This is a genomic window from Bacillus weihaiensis (assembly GCF_001889165.1).
Lineage (GTDB): Bacteria > Bacillota > Bacilli > Bacillales > Bacillaceae > Metabacillus > Metabacillus weihaiensis.
Genome location: NZ_CP016020.1, coordinates 416087 through 440214 on the forward strand (window position 1 = coordinate 416087; position 24128 = coordinate 440214).

The window sequence follows — 24128 nt, forward strand, 5'->3', positions numbered from 1 at the left end:
CTAAGCCCTTAAACGATGCTATTTCGACATGTTTTAATATAGATGAAATGAAACTGTAACATAATTTAGTCTATATTTGTTGAAATTTGATGGTATAATGGATTTTGTAGATAAAAAGACAAGGAGTTTTTCTGTCTATATTGTCGACATATATCGACAATAATAGACTTTTTCTCCAAAAAAACAAAACTTTAGGTGGTTTTCTTTCTATGATTGAGATGTCAGAAATATACAAAACGTATCCGAATGGTGTTTTGGCCATTAATGGTATTGATATAATGATAAACCAAGGCGAGTTTGTTTATGTCGTTGGACCTAGTGGAGCTGGGAAATCAACATTTATTAAAATGATGTACCGCGAAGAGAAGCCTTCGAGCGGTAAAATTGTCATAAATGGTGTTGATCTATCGAAGCTGAAGGAATCAAAAGTTCCAATGCTAAGACGTAATATCGGAGTCGTCTTCCAAGACTTCAAATTGCTACCAAAGCTTACGGTTTTTGAAAATGTTGCCTTTGCATTAGAAGTAATTGGTGAAAATCAAAAGAATATAAAAAAGAGAGTCTTAGATGTACTAGATTTAGTACAGCTTAAACATAAAGCTAGATTTTTCCCAAATGAATTATCAGGTGGAGAGCAGCAACGTGTATCCATTGCACGCTCAATAGTAAACAATCCATCCGTTATGATTGCGGATGAGCCAACAGGTAACCTTGATCCTGATACATCCTGGGAAATTATGCATTTATTTGAGGAAATTAATAATCGTGGAACAACAATTGTTATGGCCACACACAATAAAGAGATTGTTAATACATTAAAAAAGCGTGTCATCGCAGTTGAAGATGGGAAAATTGTGCGTGACGAAGCAAGAGGGGAGTATGGATTATATGATTAATACTCTTGGTCGTCATTTTCGTGAGAGTTTAAAAAGTTTAGCAAGAAATGCATGGATGACCTTTGCATCGATTAGTGCTGTTACTGTAACACTTATCTTGGTTGGGACATTTTTAGTTATTATGATGAATTTAAACCATGTTGCATCTAACCTTGAGAAGGATGTTGAAATTAGGGTTCTTATTGATGTAACAGCGGATGAACAAGCACAAACAGCTTTAAAGAGTGAGATTGAAAAAATAGCGGAAGTAGATTCCATAGTTTTTTCTCCTAAGGAAGACGAGTTAAATAACTTAGTAGAAAGTTTAGGAGAAGAAGGGAAATCCTTTGAACTGTTTGAACAAAATAATCCACTTAACGATGTATTTGTTGTAAAAGCAAAGAATCCGAAAGATACAAATACAGTTGCAGAAAAAATTGAGAAGTTAGAAAATGCATCGAAAGTAAGATATGGGCAAGAACAAGTTGAAAAGCTATTTCAAGGAATTAGTGTAGCAAGAAACATTGGTCTTGGTTTAATTATTGGTCTTATCTTTACAGCGATGTTCCTTATTTCCAATACAATTAAAATTACGATTATTGCTCGTAAACGTGAGATCGAAATCATGAGGCTTGTAGGAGCTACAAACGGATTTATACGATGGCCGTTCTTCTTAGAAGGATTATTTTTAGGTGTACTAGGAGCAGTTGTACCAATAACATTGATTGTTATTGCCTATCAATCGATCTATTCTTTAGCATCCGAAAAACTTCAAGGATCATTTATTGAATTATTACCGTTCAGTCCTTTCGTCTTTCAGATATCAGCAATCCTTCTACTAATTGGAGCAGTAATTGGTATTTGGGGAAGTTTAATGTCCGTTCGTAAATTCTTAAAAGCGTAAACTAGTAATCTTTTTGATTACTAGTTTTACCATTTTTTAGTGTGATTTTTACAACCGTTACTTGGTGTTAAGTAGGTTTATGCTACATATTTTAACGCTTGGGGAGGAAAGAACAATGAAAAGAAAGCTGATGACGTATAGCTTGGCCGCTATTGTTGGGACAAGCAGTATTTTGCTTCCAACATATGAGAACACTTTCGCTCAAACGTTAGATGAAAAAAAGCAACAAATTGAAAATGAGCAATCTAATGTTTCTTCAAGTATTAATGAAAAAGAAAGTGAAGTATCAAAGCTTAAAGAAGAAGAAGCCAAACTAAATAATGAAATTAAAAAGATTGATATCCAATATGCAGAAATTAATGGGAAAATCCGTGAAAAAGAAGCTAGTATAGAAGAAGCAAGGAAGAAAATTGAGGAATTGAAAAAAGAAATTGAGGCTGTTAAGGCTCGAATTGAAGAACGTAATAAGCTTTTGGAGGATCGTGCTCGAGCTCTTCAAGAGAGTGGCGGTATGGTTAGTTATTTAGATGTGCTTCTAGGTGCTCAAAGCTTTGGTGATTTTGTTGGTCGTGTTAATGCAGTCACAACGATTGTTGAAGCAGATAAAGAAATTTTAAAAGCGCATGAAGCAGATAAAGTTTTGTTAGAGCAGTCAGAAGCAGATCTAACGAATGAACTTAAAGCATTAGAAAGTAAATTAACAGAATTAGAGTCATTAAAGAAACAATTAAATGTTCAAAAGAAGAAAAAAGAAGAGATTATGGCTCAAGTGCAAGAAAAACATGATGAAGCGATACATGAAATTCATGAGCTAGAAGATGAAGCAGCATTCTTAGCTGAGCAAAAGAAAGCGATAGAAGCGGAGCAAAAGAGACAGGCTGAAGAAGCAGCTAGAAAAAAAGCAGAAGAAGAAGCGGCAGCAAAAGCAGCGGCAAAGGCTGCAGCTGCGAAGGCTGCTCAAAGTTCTAAATCTTCAAGCAGCTCAAGCTCAAGTAGTTCAAGCACAAGCAATTCTAGTTCTAGTAGTAGTAGTTCTTCCTCCCAAACGCCATCTGTAACAAGTGGTTCCTTTATGTGGCCAGCATCGGGTTCGTTTACCTCTGGCTATGGTCCAAGATGGGGGAAACTTCACGCTGGAATTGATATAGCAAACACAGCTGATGTACCGATTGTTGCATCAGCAAGTGGAACGGTTATCCGTGCAAACTATTCAAGCAGCTATGGAAATGTTGTTTATATTTCACATAGTATTAATGGACAAGTATATACAACTCTTTATGCACACATGGAAACATTACATGTAAGCTCAGGCCAAGCCGTATCAAAAGGTCAACAAATTGGAATTATGGGTAATACTGGTCGTTCAACGGGTCAGCATTTACACTTTGAAATTCATAAAGGACCGTGGAATGGTCAAGTGAACGCAGTAAATCCAATGAACTATCTACAATAATAATACCCTTAGAAAAGCCTTCAAAACATTTTGTTTTGAAGGTTTTTATGATGGGAAAGAGAATATATATAAGAGACTGCGATTTTGTGGGAAGAAAAGGAGATAGGAAGAGTAGTTTTATAATAAATGCCTTTTTTAAAGAAGAGCTTTCATAAGCATCGTACTGATCTTAAGCAATATATTAGTATCCTTTAAATACCTTAGTTATATTGAATTCTGCATAGGATCTTCTTCACCATGACAAAGGTGAGATAAATTCCGTTACATGATTTGTCCAAGCACGACATATACTAAAAAAAGCCTAACAACTACCAACCAATACATAAATTTACCGCAGAGGAAATAGGAGGGTACTCATGAAGCGAAAAATTTCAGCATGGTATTTGACAGTAGCTTTAGCCTTAGGAGCAGGAGGCATGTACGTAGGGCAGGAGCTTTTGAGCCAATCGTCGACGGCAAAAGCAGACTCAGATGCAATCCCTACGTTTGGAAATGTATTCAATGCAGGGGAACAGGCCTCTGAAATCGAGGGCTTTGATAAATTTAAACAAGCGCTTGAACTCATCGAAACGAAATATGTCGAAGAGGTGGATGAAGAAGAGTTACTAGAAGGGGCCATTCAAGGTATGCTTTCTACCCTTGATGATCCATACTCTGTTTATATGGATAAGGATACGGCAGCACAGTTTTCTCAATCACTTGATTCTTCATTTGAAGGTATTGGAGCAGAGGTTGGGATGAATGACGGAAAGGTTACGATTGTGGCACCGTTCAAAGGGTCTCCAGCAGAGAAAGCAGGGCTCCAGCCTAATGACCAAATCGTTAGTATTGATGGTGAATCTGTGGAGGGACTAGATCTGCATGAAACCGTACTGAAAATTCGTGGGGAAAAAGGATCCAAAGTAAGTATTGGAGTCTTACGTCCTGCTTCCAAAGAAACATTAACCTTCAATGTAGTTCGAGATGAGATTCCACTTGAAACAGTGTTCGGGGAAATGAAAGAGCAGCAAGGGAAGAAGGTAGGGTATATTCAAATCACCTCTTTCTCAGAAAACACGGCTAAGGATTTTAAAGAAACTTTAGGAAAGCTTGAAAAAGAACAAATGGAAGGGTTAGTTCTTGATGTTCGAGGAAATCCTGGTGGTTATCTCCAAAGTGTGGAAGAAATCTTGAAGGAATTTGTCACAAAGGATCAGCCATATATACAGATTGAAGAGCGCAATGGTGATAAAAAGCGGTACTTCTCAGACTTAAAGGAGAAGAAAGACTATCCAGTAACGGTATTAATTGATAAAGGAAGTGCTTCTGCTTCAGAAATTTTGGCGGGTGCCTTAAAAGAAGCCAGTGGCTATGATCTTGTCGGAGTAACGTCATTTGGAAAAGGTACTGTTCAACAAGCAGTTCCGATGGGAGATGGCAGTAATATTAAGCTAACCCTTTATAAATGGTTAACTCCGGAAGGAAATTGGATTCATAAAAAAGGTGTAGAGCCTACAATTACTGTAGAACAGCCTCCACTATATCAAGCAAGTCCGATTCAATTAGAAAAAGACTTGGTTCGTGATATGAACAATGAACAAGTGAAAACAGCGCAAATTGCTTTAAAAGGACTAGGTTTTGAACCTTCTCGTGAAGATGGCTATTTTAGTCCTGAGACCGAAACAGCTGTAAAAGCATTTCAACAAACGAATGACTTACCTGTAAATGGGAAAGTTGATCAAGAAACAGCTAAAATGCTTAATGAAAAATTACAAGAGCTACGTGGTAAAGAAGAAAATGATATGCAATTAAAAATGGCGATGAAAACGTTATTTGAAAAATAGGTAACCTTTAGGCAGAAAATAAGTCCAGGTACTTGAGAATATGAATATGTAGCTTTTAAAGACTGTAGGTAGACTCATAACAGAGTTTGCCTACAGTCTTTTTATAGGATGAAGTATTTTCCGACTTCTATCACTACTAGTACACGTTATTTTTTAAAACAAAAGGACGTAAAAAACATACATTGAACGTACATCTATAGAAATCACATGAGAGGTAGGAGTTTAGCATATGAAGAAGACTAGTTATCAACGAGAGCTAGTTTATCAAGGGTTAGTGGATGAAATGAGTAGCGTTGTCTCTCAATTAAATGCTCAAGCAAGCTATAGTAAATATATTCGTTTGTTTTGTATGTACCTGGCTAATTACACAGCCAAGTCAACTATAGACGAGATTGATCAAAGCTGTGTGAAGGATTATTTTAAGTACTTAACAAAAAGCCATAAGCGGTTATCTATAACGCTATCTGATATAAAAAAATCAATGCAAATGATTTCGGATGCATTACAAATTGATTTTGACCAGTCAATTAATGATTTTTCAATGACTAATAGTGATCTTTGGAATAACTTGAAATAAGCGTACTCAATTGTCTATAGAGATGGTAAAATATGAGTAACTAAAGAGCGTTTCATCGATACGTTACAAAAGGTAGCCTGCTTTTTGGACATGTTTGACTAAAGAGAAACGGCTAAAAACAATAAGGTGGGGTTCTGCTTTGATCGAAAATTGGTTACTTGAGCTACTATGGGCAGTTGGTCGCTTCTTCCTTCATCCGCTCTTTTATTTATTTTTTCTACTTACACTGACCTATGGCTATGTGCGAATAAAACGCGAACGAAAGTCGTTTCACATTCGGGTGGAGGATCTTTATCATGAGTTGAAATTTACGTATACAAAAGGGCTGCTTGCTGGTGTGGTTCTCTCCGTTCTACTGTTTGCCTTAGGTGTAAGCTTACCTTTTGGAACGATTGTCTTACTAGCGATCATTACGGCTATTATAGGTGCATCACTTCAGCTTCGCTGGTTTTCATCGGCTTATACAATAGGTCTTACTTTTCTCATTGTTTCATTACTACCCGTGTTAAATAAAGAATGGGTGAATGATTTTTTTGTGGGAATTTCAGATACAAGCTACATAGCTCTTAGCCTCTTAGCTGGATTGTTACTTGTAACAGAAGGTGTGTTAATATTCCGTACATCTCATCAAAAAACATCACCGTCTATCATAAAAAGTACAAGAGGGCTTCCAATCGGCATTCATCAGGCAAATCGAACCTGGATGCTGCCGCTTCTGTTCCTTGTGCCAGGGGGAGAGTTAGTGTCTCCTGTCTCGTGGTGGCCTGTTCTCTCAATTGGTGGAGAGCCTTTTCTACTCCTGTTTATCCCATATTTCGTGGGGTTTCATCAACGAGTACAGGGATCGCTACCAGCTGAAAGCATGAAAACTACGGGCTTTCGAGTCATATGGCTAGGAGTGATCGCATTAGCGATCGCTGTAGGGAGTATATGGTTCACACCATTAGCCTTTGTTGCTATGTTTTTTGCCATTGTGGGTCGCGAATTTATCACAGTCCGTCAACGTATGAATGATGATTCTGCAGCATTTTATTTTTCAAAGCGTGATAAAGGCTTAATGATTCTAGGAATTCTTCCAGGGTCCCCTGCGGAAAAAATGGGACTGCAGGTGGGTGAAATGGTTATGAAAGTTAATGGATATGCGGTTAAAACCGAAGAAGAGCTTTATCAAGGCCTACAAAAAAATCGTGCATTCTGTAAACTTGAGATTGTTGATCATAACGGAGAAATTCGTTTTGCCCAATGTGCCCTTTACGATGGAGAACATCATGAGCTTGGTATTCTATTTGTGCAGGATGAGAAAAAGTGGGAGACGGAAGCGGTTTGAACTTGTAAATCTTCATACTCTTACGAAATGTGGTCATAATTATCCGGAAAAAAACAATATAACTTTCAAAATTAGAGGGCCTTTTGGTCTCTTTTTTTTTATAGGAGAGAGATAGTCTGCTAATAGATCAAGGTATTGAGCTTGAGAAACATACTTTCACTGTCATTATAAAAATCCGAGGCAGGGACATAAGTGTTTCAGTTAATGAGAAACCCGAACTATCAGGTGATTTTTCAATGAAAATCTCCTATATCGTTGGTTTTTTATTTTGTCGCTACATTTATTGATTGTTAATTGCAAGTGTAATGGAACGAAAGACACTTGACTCCGCGAGAGGTAGAGGAAAGGGTGAGACCCCACAGGCGTAGCCGAGGAGGATAAAGCTTATTCCCTAGGAAAAAGCAGTTCATTTTTCCCCTGCGGAAAGCAAGTGGATGCAGCGTAATTGAACGTACTTGTTCTTCCACCACAACATATTAATAAGAACAACGTGTTATAGAGGACGCATTAATTGGAATTGTGGTTGTGAGGAAAAAAGTTACATTTATGCTAAAATATAAGGGGATAATGATAAAATACTTTACAAAGGATGGAATAAGATGGTAGCGAAAACTGAAGAAGATTTTATCGGTTTGAAGGAAATTGGCAAAATTGTTGCTTCAATTAGAGATGAATTGGTACAAAGAACAATTCCTGGAATTACGACTAAAGAACTGGATCATATAGCAAGAGAGCTTTTTGAGAAAGAAGGTGCAGTTTCAGCCCCAAAAGGTGTATATGATTTTCCTGGCTATACTTGCATTAGTGTGAATGAAGAAGTGGCTCATGGTATTCCAGGTTCTCGTGTTATTCATGAAGGAGATTTAGTAAATATAGATGTTTCTGGCTCCAAAAACGGCTATTTCGCAGATACAGGCATTTCGTTTGTAGTGGGCGAAGGAGATGAAGTATTAACCCAACTATGCAACGTTGCTAAAATGGCATTTGAAGCAGGACTTAAGAAAGCAAAACCCGGTGCTAAAAAAAGTGGAATAGGAAAAGTAGTTTTTCAAACAGCTAGAGAGAATGGGTTAACTGTTATCAAAAACCTTACAGGTCATGGTGTTGGACGTACAATACATGAATCTCCTGACCACATTTATAATTATAACAACACATGGGATAATGAATTATTGAAGGAGGGAATGGTTATCGCATTCGAACCATTTATCTCAACCTTTGAAGAAGAGGTTTTTCAAAAAGAAGATGGCTGGACCTATGCTACAAATAAAAGCTTTGTGGCTCAATTAGAACATACGATTATCATTACTAAAACTGCTCCAATTATTGTTACACTTTAAATATAGCATACACAAAAAGAAATTATTCTCTCAACCATTGATCACGTTCTGCCTTAGATTTTTGCCCGCGTTTTTTTCTTTTTTTCAGTTTTTTCTTCTTTTGGGGGGGAACTCTTTTATACGTCTTGAAAGCCTTGAGGCTCTAAGTATTCAATTTATGAATTAAAATAACAAAATTAGGAAGAGAGAAGGATAGAGTCTCAATGAGAGGTTTCAGACGAATACTATTCGATATTTTTTTCTAGGGGTTGATGTATGCCTATTAAAGATGGTTGACAATATACCTATTAGGGTATATTATAAGTCCTGTAAGCTACTTCAACACAAAACTTAAACGCATATATAGATATAAAAAAGATGAAGGGGATTGAGAGATGGAATATAATGATGGAGTAAAAAATCGTCTGAAGCGGATGGAAGGTCAGCTTCGAGGTATTTTAAACATGATGGAAGAGAATAAAGAGTGTAAAGATGTTATTACACAACTATCTGCAGTTCGTTCAGCGGTAGATCGTACAGTTGGTGTCATTGTTAGCGAAAATTTAGTTGAATGTGTGCTAGAAGCTGAGAAAAACGGTGAAGATACAAACCAGCTTATTAAAGACTCTGTTAACTTATTAGTGAGGAGCAGATAAAATTGTATTGACTTCTCTTTTTTTGATTGATAATATACCTATAGGGGTAATGGTAAACGGAAAAAACTCGTGGAGGTTTTATAGAATGAACTCAAATAAACTACTAGATGCAAAAGGATTAGCTTGTCCAATGCCAATCGTAAAAACAAAGAAAGCAATGACTGACTTAGAACCAGGTCAAGTATTAGAAATTCATGCAACAGATAAAGGTGCAAAAAGCGATTTAACTGCTTGGGCAAAATCAGTTGGTCATGAGTTAATTAAACATGAAGTAGAAAATGATGTTTTCAAGTTTTGGATCCAAAAAGGATAAAAAATTTTATATAGAAAGATACCTATGAGGGTATATTAATTAGGAGGTCATTATGACGGAAACGAAAAAAACAACGATTGTATTATTTAGCGGGGATTACGACAAAGCGATTGCAGCATATATCATTGCAAACGGTGCAGCAGCTTATGATCATGAGGTAACGATATTCCATACTTTCTGGGGATTAAACGCACTACGTAAGGATGAACATGTTGAACTGAAGAAAGGCTTTATGGAAAAAATGTTTGGAAAAATGATGCCAAGAGGCGCAGATAAAATGGGATTGTCAAAAATGAATTTTGCTGGAATGGGACCTAAAATGATTAAGAGTGTGATGAAAAAGCATAATGTCGTTTCTTTACCAGGTTTAATTGAAATGGCCCAAGAACAAGATGTTAAGCTTGTTGCATGTACCATGACAATGGATCTTTTAGGTCTACAAAAGGAAGAATTAATGGAAAATATTGATTATGCGGGTGTTGCAGCATATCTAGCTGACGCTGAAGATGGAAATGTAAACTTATTCATCTAAGGAGATCACGATGGACTATTTACCATATGGATTGTGGGCAATTCTTCTTTTTTTCATCATTCGTCGTATGTTTCCAGTTAAGGGAGTAAAGCATATTACAGTTGCTGAACTAAAAGAGAATCTTCATGATAAAAACAAACAATATATTGATGTTCGGACATCGGCTGAATTCAAGGGCAGAAACATTAAAGGGTTTAAAAATATACCCTTACACCTATTATATGAAGCACATGGTCTTTTAAAGGAGAAAAAGGTTGTGCTGATTTGTCAAAGTGGCATGAGAAGTAATAAGGCAAGTAAGGTGTTGAAAAAGCAAGGATTTAAGAAGATTACAAATGTTAAAGGCGGTATGAATGCTTGGAGCTAAAGACTTTAAGGAGGAATGAAGGATGAAGGAAATGACAGCGAAAGAAGTAGAAAATCAATTAAATGAAGGTAAAGTATTTGATATTATTGATGTTCGGGAAACAGATGAAGTAGCAGAAGGAAAAATACCTGGTGCAATTAATATCCCTTTAGGTTTAGTTGAGTTTCGCATGCATGAGCTAGATAAATCGAAAGAATATCTTATGGTGTGTCGCTCAGGTGGAAGAAGTGGTCGTGCTTCACAATTTCTCGAAGGTCAAGGCTTTACCATTATTAATATGACCGGCGGAATGCTTGCTTGGGAAGGCAAGGTCGAATAATTTTTTTAGAAAATTAAATACCCGTAGAGGTACTATTGGAGGTTAAAAGCATGGAGAATATGAAAGCAAATGTAACATTAGACGCAAAAGGTTTAGCTTGTCCAATGCCGATTGTAAAAACAAAAAAAGCCATGACAAATGTGGAAGCAGGTCAAGTGTTAGAGATTCTAGCTACAGATAAAGGTTCATCAGCAGACTTAAAGGCTTGGGCAGAAAAAACAGGTCATCAATTTCTCGGAACAATTGAAGCGGGAGATGTGCTAAAGCATTATGTTAGAAAAGCTTCTGATGAGGAAACGGTTGAAAAGAAGCATCCACATGTGATTGATAATGCTGGGTTAGAATCTAAGCTAGGTGAAAACATTGTGGTACTTGATGTACGTGAATCAGCTGAATATGCGTTTCATCACATTCCTAATGCCATTTCTATGCCATTAGGTGAGTTAGAAGCTAGACTGGATGAGCTAAGCAAGGATTCAGAGATCTATGTGGTTTGCCGTACAGGGAGCAGAAGTGATTTAGCTGCACAAACACTAACGGAAAAAGGATTTACGAAGGTTGTTAATGTTGTACCAGGGATGACGAGTTGGACTGGAGTAAAGGAGAGTTTATAGGAGTTAGGGTTAGAGCTTGAACATTTTGAGTCTCTAACCTTTATGGATTCGTTTAAATTTTTTTACATTAAATTATACCTGAGGGGGTAATTGTACATGACAGTTCAAGTAATGACAGCCAAAGAAGTGACGAAAAAGGTAATCAATAAAGAGAAATTATTTATTCTTGATGTACGTAATGAGGATGCTTTTCAGGATTGGAAGATCGAAGGAGAAAACGTTAAATATGTGAATGTTCCTTACTTTGATTTATTAGATGGTGTTGAAGAAATAATGGATCAGTTGCCGAAGAATGAGGAAATTTTAGTTGTTTGTGCAAAAGAAGGCTCTTCTATTATGGTAGCAGAAATGCTTGCTGAGGAAGGGGTAGAGGTTTCCTATTTACAAGGTGGTATGAAGGCTTGGAGTGAATATTTAGAGCCAGTTAAGGTTGGTGATCTACAGGATGGCGGAGAAATCTATCAGTTCGTGCGTATCGGTAAAGGGTGTCTTTCTTATATGGTTGTATCAAACGGTGAAGCGGCCATTATTGACTCCACACGGATGACAGATGTTTATACTCAGTTCGCTGAGAATTTAGGAGTAAACATTACTCATGTGTTTGATACACACCTACACGCTGATCATATCTCAGGTGGTCGTGTAATCGCTGAAAGTACGGGTGCAACGTATTGGTTACCACCTAAGGATGCGACAGAGGTAACATTTGCATATCAACCACTAGATGGTGGTCAAGAAGTAACAATTGGGGATACAAAAATCACGATTCATGCCCTTTACTCACCTGGACATACAATTGGATCGACATCCTTTGTCGTGGATGAGAAGTTCTTGTTATCAGGTGATATTTTATTTATCGATTCAATTGGTCGTCCGGATTTAGCGGGTATGGCTGAGGATTGGGTTGGTGATTTACGTGAGAGCTTATACACTCGCTACCGTGAATTATCTGACGAATTAGTTGTTCTACCAGCTCACTTTATGATAATTGAAGAGTTAAACGAAGATGGAAGTGTAGCGGAAAAGCTAGGAACATTATTTGCAAAAAACCACGGGTTAACTATTGAAAATGAAGCAGAATTTAGAAGGTTAGTAACAGAAAATTTACCGGCTCAACCGAATGCATACCAAGAAATTCGCAAAACAAACATGGGGCAACTTACACCGGATGAAGAAACACAACGTGAAATGGAAATCGGACCAAATCGCTGTGCAGTGAGATAAAAGGTCTATCTTCTGAGGTCAATGGTACCTAGCTTATCTCTCTATAAGTACAAATGATTATCAATAAAAAGGAGTGTTCTATTCATGGATGTTAATAAAGTAGTAGACGCAAAAGGATTAGCATGCCCAATGCCTATTGTACGGACAAAAAAAGCAATGACAGATTTACACTCAGGAGAGATTCTAGAAATCCACGCAACCGATAAAGGAGCAAAAAGTGATCTAACAGCATGGACAAGATCAGGTGGCCATGAACTCCTAAAGACAGAAGAAGACAACGACGTATTCAAATTCTGGATTAAAAAAGCCTGATCACGCATCTACTCAAAAAGATAAAATTTAGTCTGCACCACTTTAACGTGGTGGGGGTCAGGCACCAAAGTTCTTTATCGCTTTACTTGAGTGGGGGCCTGGCCCCATTCAAGATAAGGAGGAATCCAAATGGATCTAGCATTTATTGTCACTATTTTTTTAATTGGTTTTATTGGTTCCTATATATCTGGGATGCTTGGCATTGGTGGTTCTATTATTAAATATCCAATGCTTTTATATATACCACCGCTGTTTGGAATAGCAACGTTTACGGCTCATGAGGTATCTGGTATTAGTGCAGTCCAGGTGTTCTTTGCAACAATCGGTGGAGTTTGGGCCTACCGAAAAGGAGGTTACTTAAATAAGACTCTCATTATGTATATGGGAGTTAGCATCTTAATAGGTAGTTTTATCGGTGGTTTTGGTTCTAAGCTGATGTCAGAGAGTGGTATTAATTTCATCTATGGTATTCTTGCGTTAATTGCAGTAGTGATGATGTTTATTCCAAAGAAAGGAATCGACGAAATTCCGTTTGATCAAGTAACATTTAATAAATGGCTTGCATCAGGATTAGCACTTATTGTCGGAGTTGGGGCAGGTATTGTAGGGGCAGCAGGTGCATTTTTGCTCGTGCCAATTATGCTAGTCGTTTTAAAGATCCCTACAAGAATGACAATTGCTTCTTCACTTGCTATTACGTTTATTTCTTCCATTGGAGCGACAGTTGGAAAGATTTCAACGGGACAGGTTGATTATTACCCAGCATTAATTATGGTCATTGCTAGTCTAATAGCATCTCCTCTTGGCGCAATCGCTGGTAAGAAAATAAATACGAAAGTCCTGCAGATTGTTTTAGCATTGCTGATTCTTGCAACTGCTTTGAAAATTTGGATGGATATCTTATAAAGAATACAATTACAGTCAAAAACCGAGGAGTGATAGATTCACACCTCGGTTTTTGTCGTCTTAGTCGCTATTTCCCGGGGAATCGACAAAAAACGGGTGGAAACAAGCCACCGTTGGGTACTATCAATCATCTCAATACCTTCTAAACACACTGAGCTTAATCTTAATAAAACTACCTAAATGTTTTATGTCGAGAGTGCAGTGGAAAAGGATGAAAAGTGTAATCAAGTTAAAAAAACATAATGCAAACAAACCTGTGAGCATCGATTTAATAAAGTGTTATCAATAATAACTTAGAATTTAGAAAAGAGGTGCTTCGACAGTTACCTATTCAGCGATAGACCTAAGCAAATCGTAGAAATTTCATTTGATCCTTAGAATGAAATAGGGAAGATTAATCTTCCTGTAATGTTTGCTACGTACCAAGACTTAGTAGTCTCAAGTAGGACTACAAATATCAGACTGTACAAACATAGGGAAACCTCCACAAGAAGGCTCCATTCGAACCGAAATGCTTCAAAAGAATAAATCCTATATAAATTGAATTTTTCCTAATCAATAGTTAAATACTACCCAATGAGACAAATATATCGTTCTGAGTAAAGGTATCATTACCGTTGTGGTCGGTATTTTCTTGTTTTTCGCTGTGAACAAACGAGAAAATGTGCAATTATAAAGGTGAAGTCATTCGACAAATTTCGAGTGGTGACAGGCACTATTCGACAAAACGCTACCTTTGTCATTTGTGTCGCGACAAAGTTAGTTTTCAACTTTCTTGAGGGTTGGGTATGGATAATTTAAGATATGGGTAAGCTTTGTTGCTATTTTATTTAATGAAAGGGAGACAATCATATGGCTCAATCTAATATAAAAGTTAAAGTGCAAAAGTTTGGTAACTTCCTTAGCTCTATGGTACTGCCGAATATTGGTGCTTTCATAGCGTGGGGTTTAATTACGGCGCTTTTCATTCCAACTGGGTTCTTCCCAAATGAAAGCCTTGCCAATTTAGTTGGACCGATGGTAACGTACCTATTACCTCTGTTAATTGGTTATACAGGAGGTAAATTGGTCAATGATCAACGTGGAGGAGTTGTCGGTGCAATCGCGACAATGGGTGTCATTGTTGGTGCTCCTGATACGCCAATGTTTTTAGGTGCAATGGTGGCAGGTCCATTAGGTGGATATGTGATCAAGAAATTTGATCAACTTGTCGAAGGTAGAATTCGTTCTGGCTTTGAAATGCTTGTTAATAACTTCTCAGCAGGTATTCTTGGAGCAATCCTTGCAATCCTAGCGTATTTAGGAATTGGTCCTGCAGTTGATGCGTTCACAGAAGTACTTGTAGCTGGTGTTGACTGGCTAATTGCAGCGGGATTATTACCATTAACAAGTATTTTAATCGAACCTGCAAAAATTCTTTTCTTAAACAATGCAATTAACCATGGAGTTCTTTCTCCGATTGGTTTAGAACAATCTCAAGATACAGGTAAGTCAATTCTTTTCCTATTAGAAGCTAACCCAGGACCTGGTCTTGGCGTATTATTAGCATTCATGCTGTTCGGTCGTGGAACGGCGAAGCAATCAGCATCTGGTGCGGGAATCATTCATTTCTTTGGTGGGATTCATGAGATTTACTTCCCATACGTATTAATGAAACCAATGCTTTTCCTTTCTGTTATTCTTGGTGGTATGAGTGGAGTGTTTACCCTTGTCTTATTAGGTGGAGGTCTTCAAGCTCCAGCATCTCCAGGTAGTATTCTTGCCATTGCAGCTGTAACACCTGCTGACGGTATGGTGTATGTTGCGAACTTTGCAGCAGTACTTGTTGCAACGGTTGTATCATTCGTTGTTTCTGCGATTGTAATGAAAACAAGTAAGACAAATGATGAAGATATTAATGCAGCAACAGAGAAAATGCAGCAAATGAAAGGGAAGAAAAGCTCTGTAGCAGGTCATGTTTCTCAAAACTCAGGAACTCTTCCTGCAGAGGTAAACAAAATCGTCTTTGCATGTGACGCAGGTATGGGTTCAAGTGCAATGGGTGCTTCTTTACTTCGTAAAAAAGTGAAGGAAGCTGGTTTAGATGTTTCTGTAACAAATACAGCAATCAGCAATCTTACAGCTGATACACAGGTTGTTATTACTCAGGAAGAATTAACACCTAGAGCGAAGAGTAAGCTTCCAGGTGCATACCATATCTCAGTTGATAACTTCCTATCTAGCCCTGAATACGATAAGCTTATTGCGAGTCTTCAAGATGGAGTTACAGAGGAACAGGCTGAATTGGTAGAAGAATCTGAGCAAGAAGCTGTCGATACGGAGCCAAACATGGACAAAGATGATGATCTATTATTAGAGGAAAACATCTTTGTGGGCAAAGAATTTGCTAATAAAGAAGAAGTCATTCGCTTTGCTGGTGAGGCTTTAGTAAAAGCTGGATACGTAAAAGAAAGCTATGTAGATGCAATGTTAGAGCGTGAAGGCATCACAACAACATATATGGGAAATAACGTGGCAATTCCTCATGGTACGGAGGAAGCGAAGAAAGCCGTTCTTAAATCAGGCTTTACCGTTATCCAGGTACCAAATGGTGTAGACTTTAATGGTGAGAAGGCAAAGTTAATCTTTGGTATCGCTGGTAAAGATGGTACACATTTAGATATCCTTTCAGGTATCGCTGTCATCTGTTCTGAACAGGAAAATGTAGATAAGATGGTTCAGGCTAAAACAGCTAAAGAAATAAAGGATATGATTAACAGTAAATAAGAGGAATCCAGAAAGGCGGGTATTATACCTGCCTTTCTGTTCTACTTTTTACACCATTCACTTATTTTTGATCATACATACTACATGAAGTCAGGAAAGGGCTGGATCAATCTTAGACAGCCAATACTCTTATGAGAACAGTCACATGTTTACAAATAAAGCTTATAAGGAAAGCTTATAAAAGAAATGAGTGGATAGAATGGTTATCACTTCTAGAGAAAAATCCATCATTGATCTAATCATAAGAACCTCCGGAAAGCATACTGTTTCAACTCTGGCTGATTATTTAAATGTTAGTGGAAGAACCATTCAGCGGAACTTAAAATCAGTAGAAAAGATTCTTCATGAATATCAAGTAGAATTAAAGCGCACGAATAATGAAGGTCTTTTCATTGACGGAAAAGACGAACAAATATTCAAATTGATTCAAAAGTTAACGAGTATAGTGCCTACTGACGAAACACCTGAAGAGAGAAAATTAAGCTTGCTGATTATTTTGCTTCAAGAAGGTCCTTATTTTAAAAAACAAGTGATTGCAAATCAGTTAGGTGTTAGTCAGGCTACTCTCACAGTATATCTCGATGAGCTTGCAGGCTGGTTAAGTAAGTTCTCCATAACACTCACGAGGAAAAGGGGAGTGGGTGTGGAGGTGTCAGCTGATGAGGCGAATAAGCGACATGCTTTAGTTAATTTCTTTATGGTTTATTTTTATGAAGAAATGATTGAAAGCCTATATCTCATTCAAAAGGGTAATCAGTTCTCCACACCGATTTTAGGTTACTTTTCACCGGATATTTTGCAGATTGTTGATCAAGTAACCAACTTAGCTTTGAGTAAAAAACAAATCAGGTTAATTGACAGTGATTATATTGGGCTTGTTGTCTATACGTGCTTGACTATTCAACGGACAAAAAATAACTTAATGCTCGATGAATTAGTCATAAAAGATCAGGTTGAGACGCATGAGTATAGACTGATCGAGTCAATAGCGGGTGAATTAAGTGAAAGGCTATCTGTCTCATTAACCAAAAGTGATCTTTATTTTTTAAGTGTCATCTTAAAGGGTTCGAAGGTTCAAGCGGCTGATTCAATCGATTATGATGGAATCATTTTAGGACAGCTCATTAAAAAGGTAATAAGGAAGGTATCATCTAAGCTTCATGTTGATTTATCTGATGATTTTTCACTGTATCAAGGGTTAATGGCGCATATGGAGCCTTCTATCTATCGATTAAAGCAAAAGATGGAGTTATTTAACCCGATGACAGAAGAGATCAGGAAGAAGTATCCGGTTTTGTTTATGGCTGTGAAAGATAGCTTGGAAAGCGAATTTAAAGATATCCAATTTCCAGATGATGAGGTTGCCTTTATAGTTCTTCACTTTGGTTCTGCTCTCCTTATGCAAGAAGAAGATGTGAATATAAAAGCGGTGGTTGTTTGTCCAACGGGGATAGGCACATCTAAGATGCTTGCTAGCAGAATTCAGAAGGAAATTGCCGAAATTCAAACTGTTGAGATTCTGTCTCTTACTGAGTTTCAGGCAGCTACCTTTAAAGAAGAAGATATTGTAATTTCCACTGTAAGGCTCCCTTATACTGATCTTGATTATACACTTGTAAGTCCATTATTAAGTGAAAAGGATATACAATCTATCCGTAATTACGTAAAAACCAACTTAGAGAAGTTAACAAGAATCACAAAGAATGTAGAGCCTGTGACAAAAGATATCGGAAAAGGTAAGCACCCTAAGGTGAGAGAACTTTTACAAGAAATAAAGGATGTTTCTTTCAGTATTGAGTCCATTTTAGATAATTTTCGTGTCTACCGAAAAGAACATACTGGTACCCATTTACCTGTGTTAACAGAAATGGTGGAACAGGCAGAAAAAGATGGTCTTCTAACCGATTCACATGAAGTGATGTATGAATTGCATGAGAGGGAAAAAAAAGGTGGTTTCGGAATACCTGAGACCACGATGGCGCTATTTCATTGCCGAAGTGAACATATTAAGGAGTTAATTTTTCAAATATCACACCTTAATCAGCCCTGTACAATTAAAGGGATGAATGGGGAAGAAATGGAAATGAAGAGCCTTCTTTTAATGCTTGCACCTGCTAACATGAGCAAGAGAGAACAAGAGATATTAAGTATCATCAGTACAAGCTTAATTGAGAATAATATGTCTATGATGATTTTCTCCTCTTCCAATGAATCAATGATTCGAAAAAAATTAGAGGATCTATTTTTAGAATACTTACAAAATAATTTAGTAAAGGAATGATAATGATGAAGAAAGCCGTTCATTTTGGTGCTGGAAATATTGGTAGAGGTTTTATTGGTTCCCTTTTTTCTCAATCAGGTTATCATGTAACCTTCGTAGATATTGCCGATCAGATTATTAATAAACTAAATGAGGAAAAAAAGTATAATGTCGTATTAGCAACAGAAGAGAAAGAGACTGTAACAATTGAAAATGTCTCAGGTTTAAACAACCTTCACCAAGTAGAGGATGTCATTCAAACGATTTCGGAAGCAACCTATTTAACAACGGCAATTGGACCAAATATTTTACCAAGAATCGCTCCGCTAATTGCACGTGGTATTACAAGTCGTCTCTCTTCAAGTAATGAAAAGCTATATGTTATTGCTTGTGAAAACCAAATTGGTGCAACGGATATTTTAAAAGAGCATATTATGGAAAATCTTGATGAAGATACGAAGGCAAAGCTTGACGGTCGCGTGTATTTCTTCAATTCTGCTGTAGACCGTATTGTTCCAATTCAAGATCAAGACTCTTTAGATGTGCTTGTAGAGCCTTATTATGAGTGGGTTGTGGAAACGAAAGAAAGCATTCCACATGTAGAAGGAATGACAATTGTAGGAGATCTTGCTCCGTTTATCGAGAGAAAATTATTTACGGTTAATACAGGCCATGCAGTTATCGCTTACTTTGGATACCTTCAAGGAAAAGAAACAATCGATAAGACTTTAGCGGATGATCAAATTGCAAATCAAGTGAGAGAGACATTAAAGGAAACGGGTGCTTATTTGGTTAAGCAATATGGTCTTAATGAAGAAGAACATACTGCCTATATTAACAAAAACATTGAGCGCTTCAAAAATCCATATTTAAACGATGGTGTAACAAGAGTAGGCCGTGCACCAATTCGTAAATTAGGACCAGAAGATCGTCTTGTTCGTCCAACAACTGAGGCTCAAAAAGCAGGCTTAGCTTATTCAAACCTTGCTAAAGCTATTGCAGCAGCCTTACTTTTTGATTATCAAGAAGATCCAGAAGCAACAGAAATTCAAAGCATCATTAAAGCAGATGGAGTAGCAGCTGTACTTAAAAAGGTGAGTCATCTAGAAGAAGATAGTGAGATTACACAAGAAGTGATGAAGCAATATGACTTATTAAAGAAATAATGTAGCACACTTACAAGCTTACAGAATTGGGGAGTACCCTTTTCTGTAAGCTTTTTTTGTTTTGGTCTTTTAAACTGGTGAGATTGATAGATGTTTTGTCACCTTTCGTGTACTAAAAAAGAGCCCGCTACTCTATGAGGGTAGTGGGCTCTAATCGACAGAATTTTGGCGGTAACCAACACAGATTATGCCAAATCAGCAGCACCTTGAGCGATAAGGTCAAATAGCTCTTCAATGTCTTCGTCTTCTACACAGGAGAAGGCGATTCGAAGGTCTGTTGGATTGATGGAAATGGTACCAACTCCGTATTTGTCTAATAGGTGAAGTCTTAGCTGCTCTGCGTCGATAGTGTGAAGTTTAAGACACATAAAGTAGCCAGAGTTGAACGGGTAGTACGTCCAATATTTTTGGTATTCCTCCTTGTTTAAAACTTCTTTTGTTTTATCAGCACGGCGTTTCATTAACGCAAATTTTTCGTCTTTTTCAACGTCAAACTCATTTGATTGTAGGGACTGTAAAATGATTGACTGAGACGGATGTGAGCTACTTGAGATGGTTCCACGAATAAGCCCTTTTGTTTTCTGTTCTAGAGAGTTCAGGACAGCTTCACTTCTGCTCGCAAACGTAATAAAGCCTACACGGAAGCCCCAAACATAATTTTCTTTTGTTGCACCGTCAATTTTCACTGGAAGAACACGTGGATGAGCATCAGCTAATAAGCTGAAGATCGATTCCTTCATTGAATCCTCATAAAATAATCCGAAATACGCATCATCAATTAGCGTAACAATGTTTAAGCCTTCCTCAGCTGCCTCTGTTAACACAGCTACAATCTCTTTCGCTTCATCCTCAAGTGGTGTATAACCAGTTGGGTTATTTGGGAAGTTTAAGACCACAACCACTTTCCCAGCTTCTTTATTTGCTGCGATTGTTTCTTTTAATCCTTCAACATTAAAGCCGTTCTTTTCATTAAATAATGGGTAGGTTGCGACTGTTGCACCACGACGAGTTTTGAACGTTAAGTTATAATTACCCCAATATTTATCAGGTAAAATAACAGGTGTACCTTCCTCCGTAAATAAATCAGCAGCTATACTTAATCCGTGAGTTAATGCATTCGTAACAATCGGATTACCAATTATTGCACCATCTAAAGATGGATTGTCTTTTAGAATTTTTTTCTTCCATTCACTTCTTAATGTTTCTTTTCCTTGTGGAGGTGCATAGGGGAATAGGTCCTTTGGTGCGACACGATCTCCAAATAAGTCTTGGATATGCTGGAAATGCATGGGTTGGTTGTTCTCAGTTGCAATCCCAATCGTTGCATTAAATTTTGTTGCTTTTTTACCAGCTTCTGCAGATTGACTTAAAATTCCTTTTGGATAAAACATTTCTTTTCCAAGCGGGGACAACATGTCGTAAACATATTCATTATCCGCTTTTAATGCTGAATTTAACGCTTGTGCTAATTCATTCATTATTTTTCCACCTCTATTAGAAAAAAGTATTTTCAAAATTCATTACCGAATATTTTAACACAGTAAAGATTGTTCTCACAGTAGTCTTTGTCATTTCTTTTCATAAGTTTCTGTACACTCTTTATTTAAAAAGTTAAACAAACGTTTATTTAAAAAAATCATCCAATACTTCTGCTGTCAACCTTCATGTCGTAGCTGAATATCATGTGTTAGGGTTAATTAATAAGTGAACCACTATCTGTTTTCAAGGTATACTATACCTAACACAGAACAGATAAGAAACGAAGATGAACTACCTACTATAGTATGTGAGGAAGATCTATATGGAGATTACGACTATTTTGCTTGGTTTTATTATCGTATTAAACATTGTGTTTGCCGTCATCGTAATCTTCCGAGAGCGAAGAGATGCAACGGCCTCTTGGGCTTGGCTTCTTGTCCTTTTTTTCATCCCTGTATTAGGCTTTGTTTTGTATATGCTGTTAGGACAAAATTTAAGTCGATATCATATGTTTCAATGGGAGGATCGAAAAAAGCTCGGGATTGAAAAAATCATTGCTACTCAATTAGAAAGCATAAGAAATAATACGTTTGAATTTCGAGATGAAGTAGCAAAAAACAATAAGCAATTAATAAGTATGCATATTCTAAATAACGATGCGATTTTAACAGACGATAATATGATTGAGATCTTCACGGACGGTCATCAAAAATTTAATCAACTTTTAAAGGATATACAAGCTGCTGAGCATCATATACATCTTCAATATTATATTTTGAAAAAAGATCAGCTTGGCATAAGACTAATTGAGGAATTAGAAAAGAAGGCAAAGCAAGGTGTAAGGGTTAAAGTTTTGTACGATGACTTGGGTTCGAGGGGCCTTAGACCATCCTTCTTTAAGAGATTGCGTCAGGCTGATGGTGAGGTTGAAGTGTTTTTCCCGTCACGGCTACGTTGGATTAACTTACGAATGAATTACCGGAATCATCGCAAGCTTGTCATTATTGATGGAAAAGTGGGGTATGTAGGTGGGTTTAACGTTGGTGATGAGTATTTAGGCCTTGACCCTAAATTTGGGTATTGGAGAGACACCCATTTGCGTATCCATGGAAGAGCTGTTCATGCAATCCAAACCAGATTTATTTTGGACTGGAATCAAGCAACGGAAAAACAAAAAATTGCTTTTTCAAGTCACTTTTTCCCTGAACCAGAGGAAAATTCGAAAGGATCTAGTTCCGTGCAAATTGTGACCAGTGGCCCTGATTCAGAATGGGAACAAATCAAAAATGGTTACATTAAAATGGTGTCAACTGCAAAAAAATCCATTCGAATTCAAACACCTTATTTTATCCCTGATGCAAGTCTTTTAGATGCATTAAAAATTGCCTGCTTGTCAGGAGTTGACGTGGAGCTCATGATTCCAAACAAGCCAGACCATCCTTTTGTTTATTGGGCAACAATGTCATATGTTGGAGAGCTTTTAAACTCAGGAGCTCGTGTGTATATTTACGACAATGGCTTTATTCATGCAAAAACTATTGTGGTGGATGAGGAATTAGCCTCTGTTGGAACCGCGAACATTGACATGCGTAGCTTTAAATTGAATTTTGAGGTCAATGCCTTCGTCTATGATGCTGAAATCGCGTTGGAGCTAGTAGAAGCATTTCAACACGACCAAAGCGTCTCACGCGAATTAACATTAGAAGCCTATGTAAATCGAAAAAAAATCATTCGGTTTAAAGAATCCGTTTCAAGATTATTATCTCCAATCTTATAGGTAGGGAGGAGAGCTGAAATTATTTATTATTTGACAACTACTCGATGTTTCGTTGACACTAACTAGTAGAATATACATAGAAATTTTTAAAAGGTGGTAGACCGAATGGTAGAATTATTAAAGTTAAAGCCCATTTTTCAAGAACGAATTTGGGGTGGTACTACATTGAGAGATTCCTTCGGATACGAAATTCCAAGTGAACAAACTGGAGAGTGCTGGGCTATTAGTGCACATCCGAATGGAAATTGTACAGTTGAAAACGGTCCTTTTGCTGGAAAAGAATTAAGCTGGCTATGGGAAAATCAACGTGATTTATTTCAACAAATGGAAGGAGATCGTTTCCCTCTGTTAACAAAAATATTAGACGCGAAAGCAGATCTTAGCGTACAGGTCCACCCTAACGATGAATATGCAAAAGTAAACGAAAATGGTGAATTAGGGAAAACTGAGTGCTGGTATATTATTGACTGTAAAGAGGATGCAGAGATGATTTTTGGTCATCACGCCCAAACGAAGGAACAGTTCGTACAAATGATTCATTCGGGTAGATGGGACGATCTCCTTAGACGAGTGAAAATAAAGCCAGGTGATTTTTTCTATGTTCCAAGTGGGACCCTCCATGCTCTTTGTGAAGGAACGCTTGTATTAGAAACGCAGCAAAGCTCGGATACGACCTACCGTGTGTATGACTACGATCGAGTGGACGCAAATGGTCAAACCAGAGAATTACACCTAGATAAGGCAATTGAAGTTACAACAGTCCCAGATCAAGTAAACCACTCTGAGCACCGAACGATTCAAGAAGGAACAGCCACGATCACCACATTCGCAGAAGAAGAATATTTCTCTGTTTACAAGTGGACCGTTCAAGATACATACACCTATAACCGTAAAGCCCCTTTCCTCCTTTGTAGTGTTATCAGTGGGCAGGGAGTCGTGAAAACAAACGGTGAAACGCTTAGTATCAAAAAAGGTGATCACTTCATCCTAACAGCTAATGCAGAGCAATTAACGATTGAAGGCACTATTGAGCTCATTGTGTCCCATCCATAAGTTATGTGAAAAAGCCCCTTTAGTTGGGGCTTTTTTTGATGGGAGAGGACTAGTTTTAGAACTTAAGGAGGGAGGTAAGTGGGGGGCAGGTGAGTGAGCGGGCAGG

General features: G+C 37.5%; 22 protein-coding genes. 21 read left to right on the top strand and 1 reads right to left on the bottom strand.

All coding sequences use genetic code 11. From position 1 onward, the window contains the following. Positions 1-209 precede the first annotated feature (209 nt). The 19 genes from ftsE to A9C19_RS02020 all read left to right on the top strand — a co-directional run bounded on the left by ftsE (position 210) and on the right by A9C19_RS02020 (position 19713). Complete coding sequence (ftsE, locus tag A9C19_RS01930) at positions 210-896, top strand: cell division ATP-binding protein FtsE (RefSeq protein WP_072578392.1); 687 nt, start codon at positions 210-212, stop codon at positions 894-896. Beyond that, positions 889-1779 carry a permease-like cell division protein FtsX gene (gene ftsX / locus A9C19_RS01935; RefSeq protein ID WP_072581701.1) on the top strand — a complete coding sequence of 297 codons (891 nt, stop codon included), beginning with the start codon at positions 889-891 and terminating at the stop codon, positions 1777-1779. The genes ftsE and ftsX overlap by 8 nt, the downstream gene beginning before the upstream one ends. A 115-nt stretch (positions 1780-1894) precedes the next feature. Beyond that, positions 1895-3232 (top strand): murein hydrolase activator EnvC family protein, encoded by a 1338-nt coding sequence (locus tag A9C19_RS01940; RefSeq protein WP_072578393.1) that lies wholly within the window; start codon positions 1895-1897, stop codon positions 3230-3232. A 356-nt stretch (positions 3233-3588) separates the two neighbouring features. Then, positions 3589-5055 carry a S41 family peptidase gene (locus A9C19_RS01945; RefSeq protein ID WP_072578394.1) on the top strand — a complete coding sequence of 489 codons (1467 nt, stop codon included), beginning with the start codon at positions 3589-3591 and terminating at the stop codon, positions 5053-5055. A 229-nt stretch (positions 5056-5284) separates the two neighbouring features. Continuing rightward, complete coding sequence (locus A9C19_RS01950; RefSeq protein ID WP_072578395.1) at positions 5285-5632, top strand: swarming motility protein SwrAA; 348 nt, start codon at positions 5285-5287, stop codon at positions 5630-5632. A gap of 139 nt (positions 5633-5771) precedes the next feature. Continuing rightward, complete coding sequence (locus A9C19_RS01955) at positions 5772-6959, top strand: PDZ domain-containing protein (protein WP_072578396.1); 1188 nt, start codon at positions 5772-5774, stop codon at positions 6957-6959. A gap of 599 nt (positions 6960-7558) precedes the next feature. Continuing rightward, entirely contained in the window at positions 7559-8299 is a 741-nt protein-coding gene (gene map, locus A9C19_RS01960) for a type I methionyl aminopeptidase (protein ID WP_072578397.1), read from the top strand. 374 nt (positions 8300-8673) lie between these two features. Continuing rightward, a complete protein-coding gene (locus A9C19_RS01965; protein WP_072578398.1) occupies positions 8674-8934 on the top strand; it encodes a metal-sensitive transcriptional regulator in 261 nt (86 codons plus the stop codon). 85 nt (positions 8935-9019) lie between these two features. Further along, positions 9020-9247, top strand: coding sequence for a sulfurtransferase TusA family protein (locus tag A9C19_RS01970; protein WP_072578399.1), 228 nt, complete (start codon positions 9020-9022; stop codon positions 9245-9247). 52 nt (positions 9248-9299) lie between these two features. Next, positions 9300-9779: a DsrE/DsrF/DrsH-like family protein gene (locus A9C19_RS01975; protein ID WP_072578400.1), complete on the top strand. Its 480-nt coding sequence runs from the start codon at positions 9300-9302 to the stop codon at positions 9777-9779. A 10-nt stretch (positions 9780-9789) separates the two neighbouring features. Then, positions 9790-10146: a rhodanese-like domain-containing protein gene (locus A9C19_RS01980; protein ID WP_072578401.1), complete on the top strand. Its 357-nt coding sequence runs from the start codon at positions 9790-9792 to the stop codon at positions 10144-10146. A 22-nt stretch (positions 10147-10168) separates the two neighbouring features. After that, complete coding sequence (locus A9C19_RS01985; RefSeq protein ID WP_072578402.1) at positions 10169-10465, top strand: rhodanese-like domain-containing protein; 297 nt, start codon at positions 10169-10171, stop codon at positions 10463-10465. 50 nt (positions 10466-10515) lie between these two features. Further along, the gene (locus A9C19_RS01990; RefSeq protein ID WP_072578403.1) at positions 10516-11079 is read left to right on the top strand and encodes a sulfurtransferase TusA family protein; all 564 of its coding nucleotides are present in this window, start codon (positions 10516-10518) and stop codon (positions 11077-11079) included. 96 nt (positions 11080-11175) lie between these two features. Then, a complete protein-coding gene (locus A9C19_RS01995; protein ID WP_072578404.1) occupies positions 11176-12303 on the top strand; it encodes an MBL fold metallo-hydrolase in 1128 nt (375 codons plus the stop codon). A gap of 84 nt (positions 12304-12387) precedes the next feature. Continuing rightward, positions 12388-12615 carry a sulfurtransferase TusA family protein gene (locus tag A9C19_RS02000; RefSeq protein WP_072578405.1) on the top strand — a complete coding sequence of 76 codons (228 nt, stop codon included), beginning with the start codon at positions 12388-12390 and terminating at the stop codon, positions 12613-12615. A gap of 129 nt (positions 12616-12744) precedes the next feature. Continuing rightward, a complete protein-coding gene (locus tag A9C19_RS02005; protein ID WP_072578406.1) occupies positions 12745-13521 on the top strand; it encodes a sulfite exporter TauE/SafE family protein in 777 nt (258 codons plus the stop codon). 852 nt (positions 13522-14373) lie between these two features. Continuing rightward, a complete protein-coding gene (locus tag A9C19_RS02010; RefSeq protein WP_072578407.1) occupies positions 14374-16287 on the top strand; it encodes a PTS mannitol transporter subunit IICBA in 1914 nt (637 codons plus the stop codon). Positions 16288-16486: 199 nt separating this feature from the next. After that, positions 16487-18568: a BglG family transcription antiterminator gene (locus A9C19_RS02015; RefSeq protein ID WP_072578408.1), complete on the top strand. Its 2082-nt coding sequence runs from the start codon at positions 16487-16489 to the stop codon at positions 18566-18568. A 5-nt stretch (positions 18569-18573) separates the two neighbouring features. Beyond that, entirely contained in the window at positions 18574-19713 is a 1140-nt protein-coding gene (locus A9C19_RS02020; RefSeq protein WP_072581702.1) for a mannitol-1-phosphate 5-dehydrogenase, read from the top strand. Positions 19714-19898: 185 nt separating this feature from the next. Here A9C19_RS02020 and A9C19_RS02025 read toward each other — a convergent pair whose 3' ends face one another. Beyond that, the gene (locus A9C19_RS02025) at positions 19899-21191 is read right to left on the bottom strand and encodes an aminotransferase class I/II-fold pyridoxal phosphate-dependent enzyme (RefSeq protein ID WP_072578409.1); all 1293 of its coding nucleotides are present in this window, start codon (positions 21189-21191) and stop codon (positions 19899-19901) included. 323 nt (positions 21192-21514) lie between these two features. Here A9C19_RS02025 and cls point away from each other — a divergent pair, with 323 nt between their 5' ends. Both cls and manA read left to right on the top strand, forming a co-directional pair. Beyond that, on the top strand, positions 21515-22969 hold the full coding sequence (gene cls / locus A9C19_RS02030; RefSeq protein ID WP_072578410.1) for a cardiolipin synthase: 1455 nt from the start codon (positions 21515-21517) through the stop codon (positions 22967-22969). 105 nt (positions 22970-23074) lie between these two features. Further along, positions 23075-24022 (top strand): mannose-6-phosphate isomerase, class I, encoded by a 948-nt coding sequence (manA, locus tag A9C19_RS02035; RefSeq protein WP_072578411.1) that lies wholly within the window; start codon positions 23075-23077, stop codon positions 24020-24022. Positions 24023-24128: the final 106 nt, after the last annotated feature.

Coding starts and splice junctions, on each gene's coding strand:
- cls (WP_072578410.1), top strand. CDS start 21,515: ATGGAGATTACGACTATTTTGCTTGGTTTTATTATCGTATTAAACATT.
- A9C19_RS01940 (WP_072578393.1), top strand. CDS start 1,895: ATGAAAAGAAAGCTGATGACGTATAGCTTGGCCGCTATTGTTGGGACA.
- A9C19_RS01990 (WP_072578403.1), top strand. CDS start 10,516: ATGGAGAATATGAAAGCAAATGTAACATTAGACGCAAAAGGTTTAGCT.
- manA (WP_072578411.1), top strand. CDS start 23,075: ATGGTAGAATTATTAAAGTTAAAGCCCATTTTTCAAGAACGAATTTGG.
- A9C19_RS01965 (WP_072578398.1), top strand. CDS start 8,674: ATGGAATATAATGATGGAGTAAAAAATCGTCTGAAGCGGATGGAAGGT.
- A9C19_RS02005 (WP_072578406.1), top strand. CDS start 12,745: ATGGATCTAGCATTTATTGTCACTATTTTTTTAATTGGTTTTATTGGT.
- A9C19_RS02020 (WP_072581702.1), top strand. CDS start 18,574: ATGAAGAAAGCCGTTCATTTTGGTGCTGGAAATATTGGTAGAGGTTTT.
- ftsX (WP_072581701.1), top strand. CDS start 889: ATGATTAATACTCTTGGTCGTCATTTTCGTGAGAGTTTAAAAAGTTTA.
- A9C19_RS02010 (WP_072578407.1), top strand. CDS start 14,374: ATGGCTCAATCTAATATAAAAGTTAAAGTGCAAAAGTTTGGTAACTTC.
- A9C19_RS01950 (WP_072578395.1), top strand. CDS start 5,285: ATGAAGAAGACTAGTTATCAACGAGAGCTAGTTTATCAAGGGTTAGTG.
- A9C19_RS01970 (WP_072578399.1), top strand. CDS start 9,020: ATGAACTCAAATAAACTACTAGATGCAAAAGGATTAGCTTGTCCAATG.
- map (WP_072578397.1), top strand. CDS start 7,559: ATGGTAGCGAAAACTGAAGAAGATTTTATCGGTTTGAAGGAAATTGGC.
- A9C19_RS02015 (WP_072578408.1), top strand. CDS start 16,487: ATGGTTATCACTTCTAGAGAAAAATCCATCATTGATCTAATCATAAGA.
- ftsE (WP_072578392.1), top strand. CDS start 210: ATGATTGAGATGTCAGAAATATACAAAACGTATCCGAATGGTGTTTTG.
- A9C19_RS02000 (WP_072578405.1), top strand. CDS start 12,388: ATGGATGTTAATAAAGTAGTAGACGCAAAAGGATTAGCATGCCCAATG.
- A9C19_RS01995 (WP_072578404.1), top strand. CDS start 11,176: ATGACAGTTCAAGTAATGACAGCCAAAGAAGTGACGAAAAAGGTAATC.
- A9C19_RS01945 (WP_072578394.1), top strand. CDS start 3,589: ATGAAGCGAAAAATTTCAGCATGGTATTTGACAGTAGCTTTAGCCTTA.
- A9C19_RS01975 (WP_072578400.1), top strand. CDS start 9,300: ATGACGGAAACGAAAAAAACAACGATTGTATTATTTAGCGGGGATTAC.
- A9C19_RS02025 (WP_072578409.1), bottom strand. CDS start 21,191: ATGAATGAATTAGCACAAGCGTTAAATTCAGCATTAAAAGCGGATAAT.
- A9C19_RS01985 (WP_072578402.1), top strand. CDS start 10,169: ATGAAGGAAATGACAGCGAAAGAAGTAGAAAATCAATTAAATGAAGGT.
- A9C19_RS01980 (WP_072578401.1), top strand. CDS start 9,790: ATGGACTATTTACCATATGGATTGTGGGCAATTCTTCTTTTTTTCATC.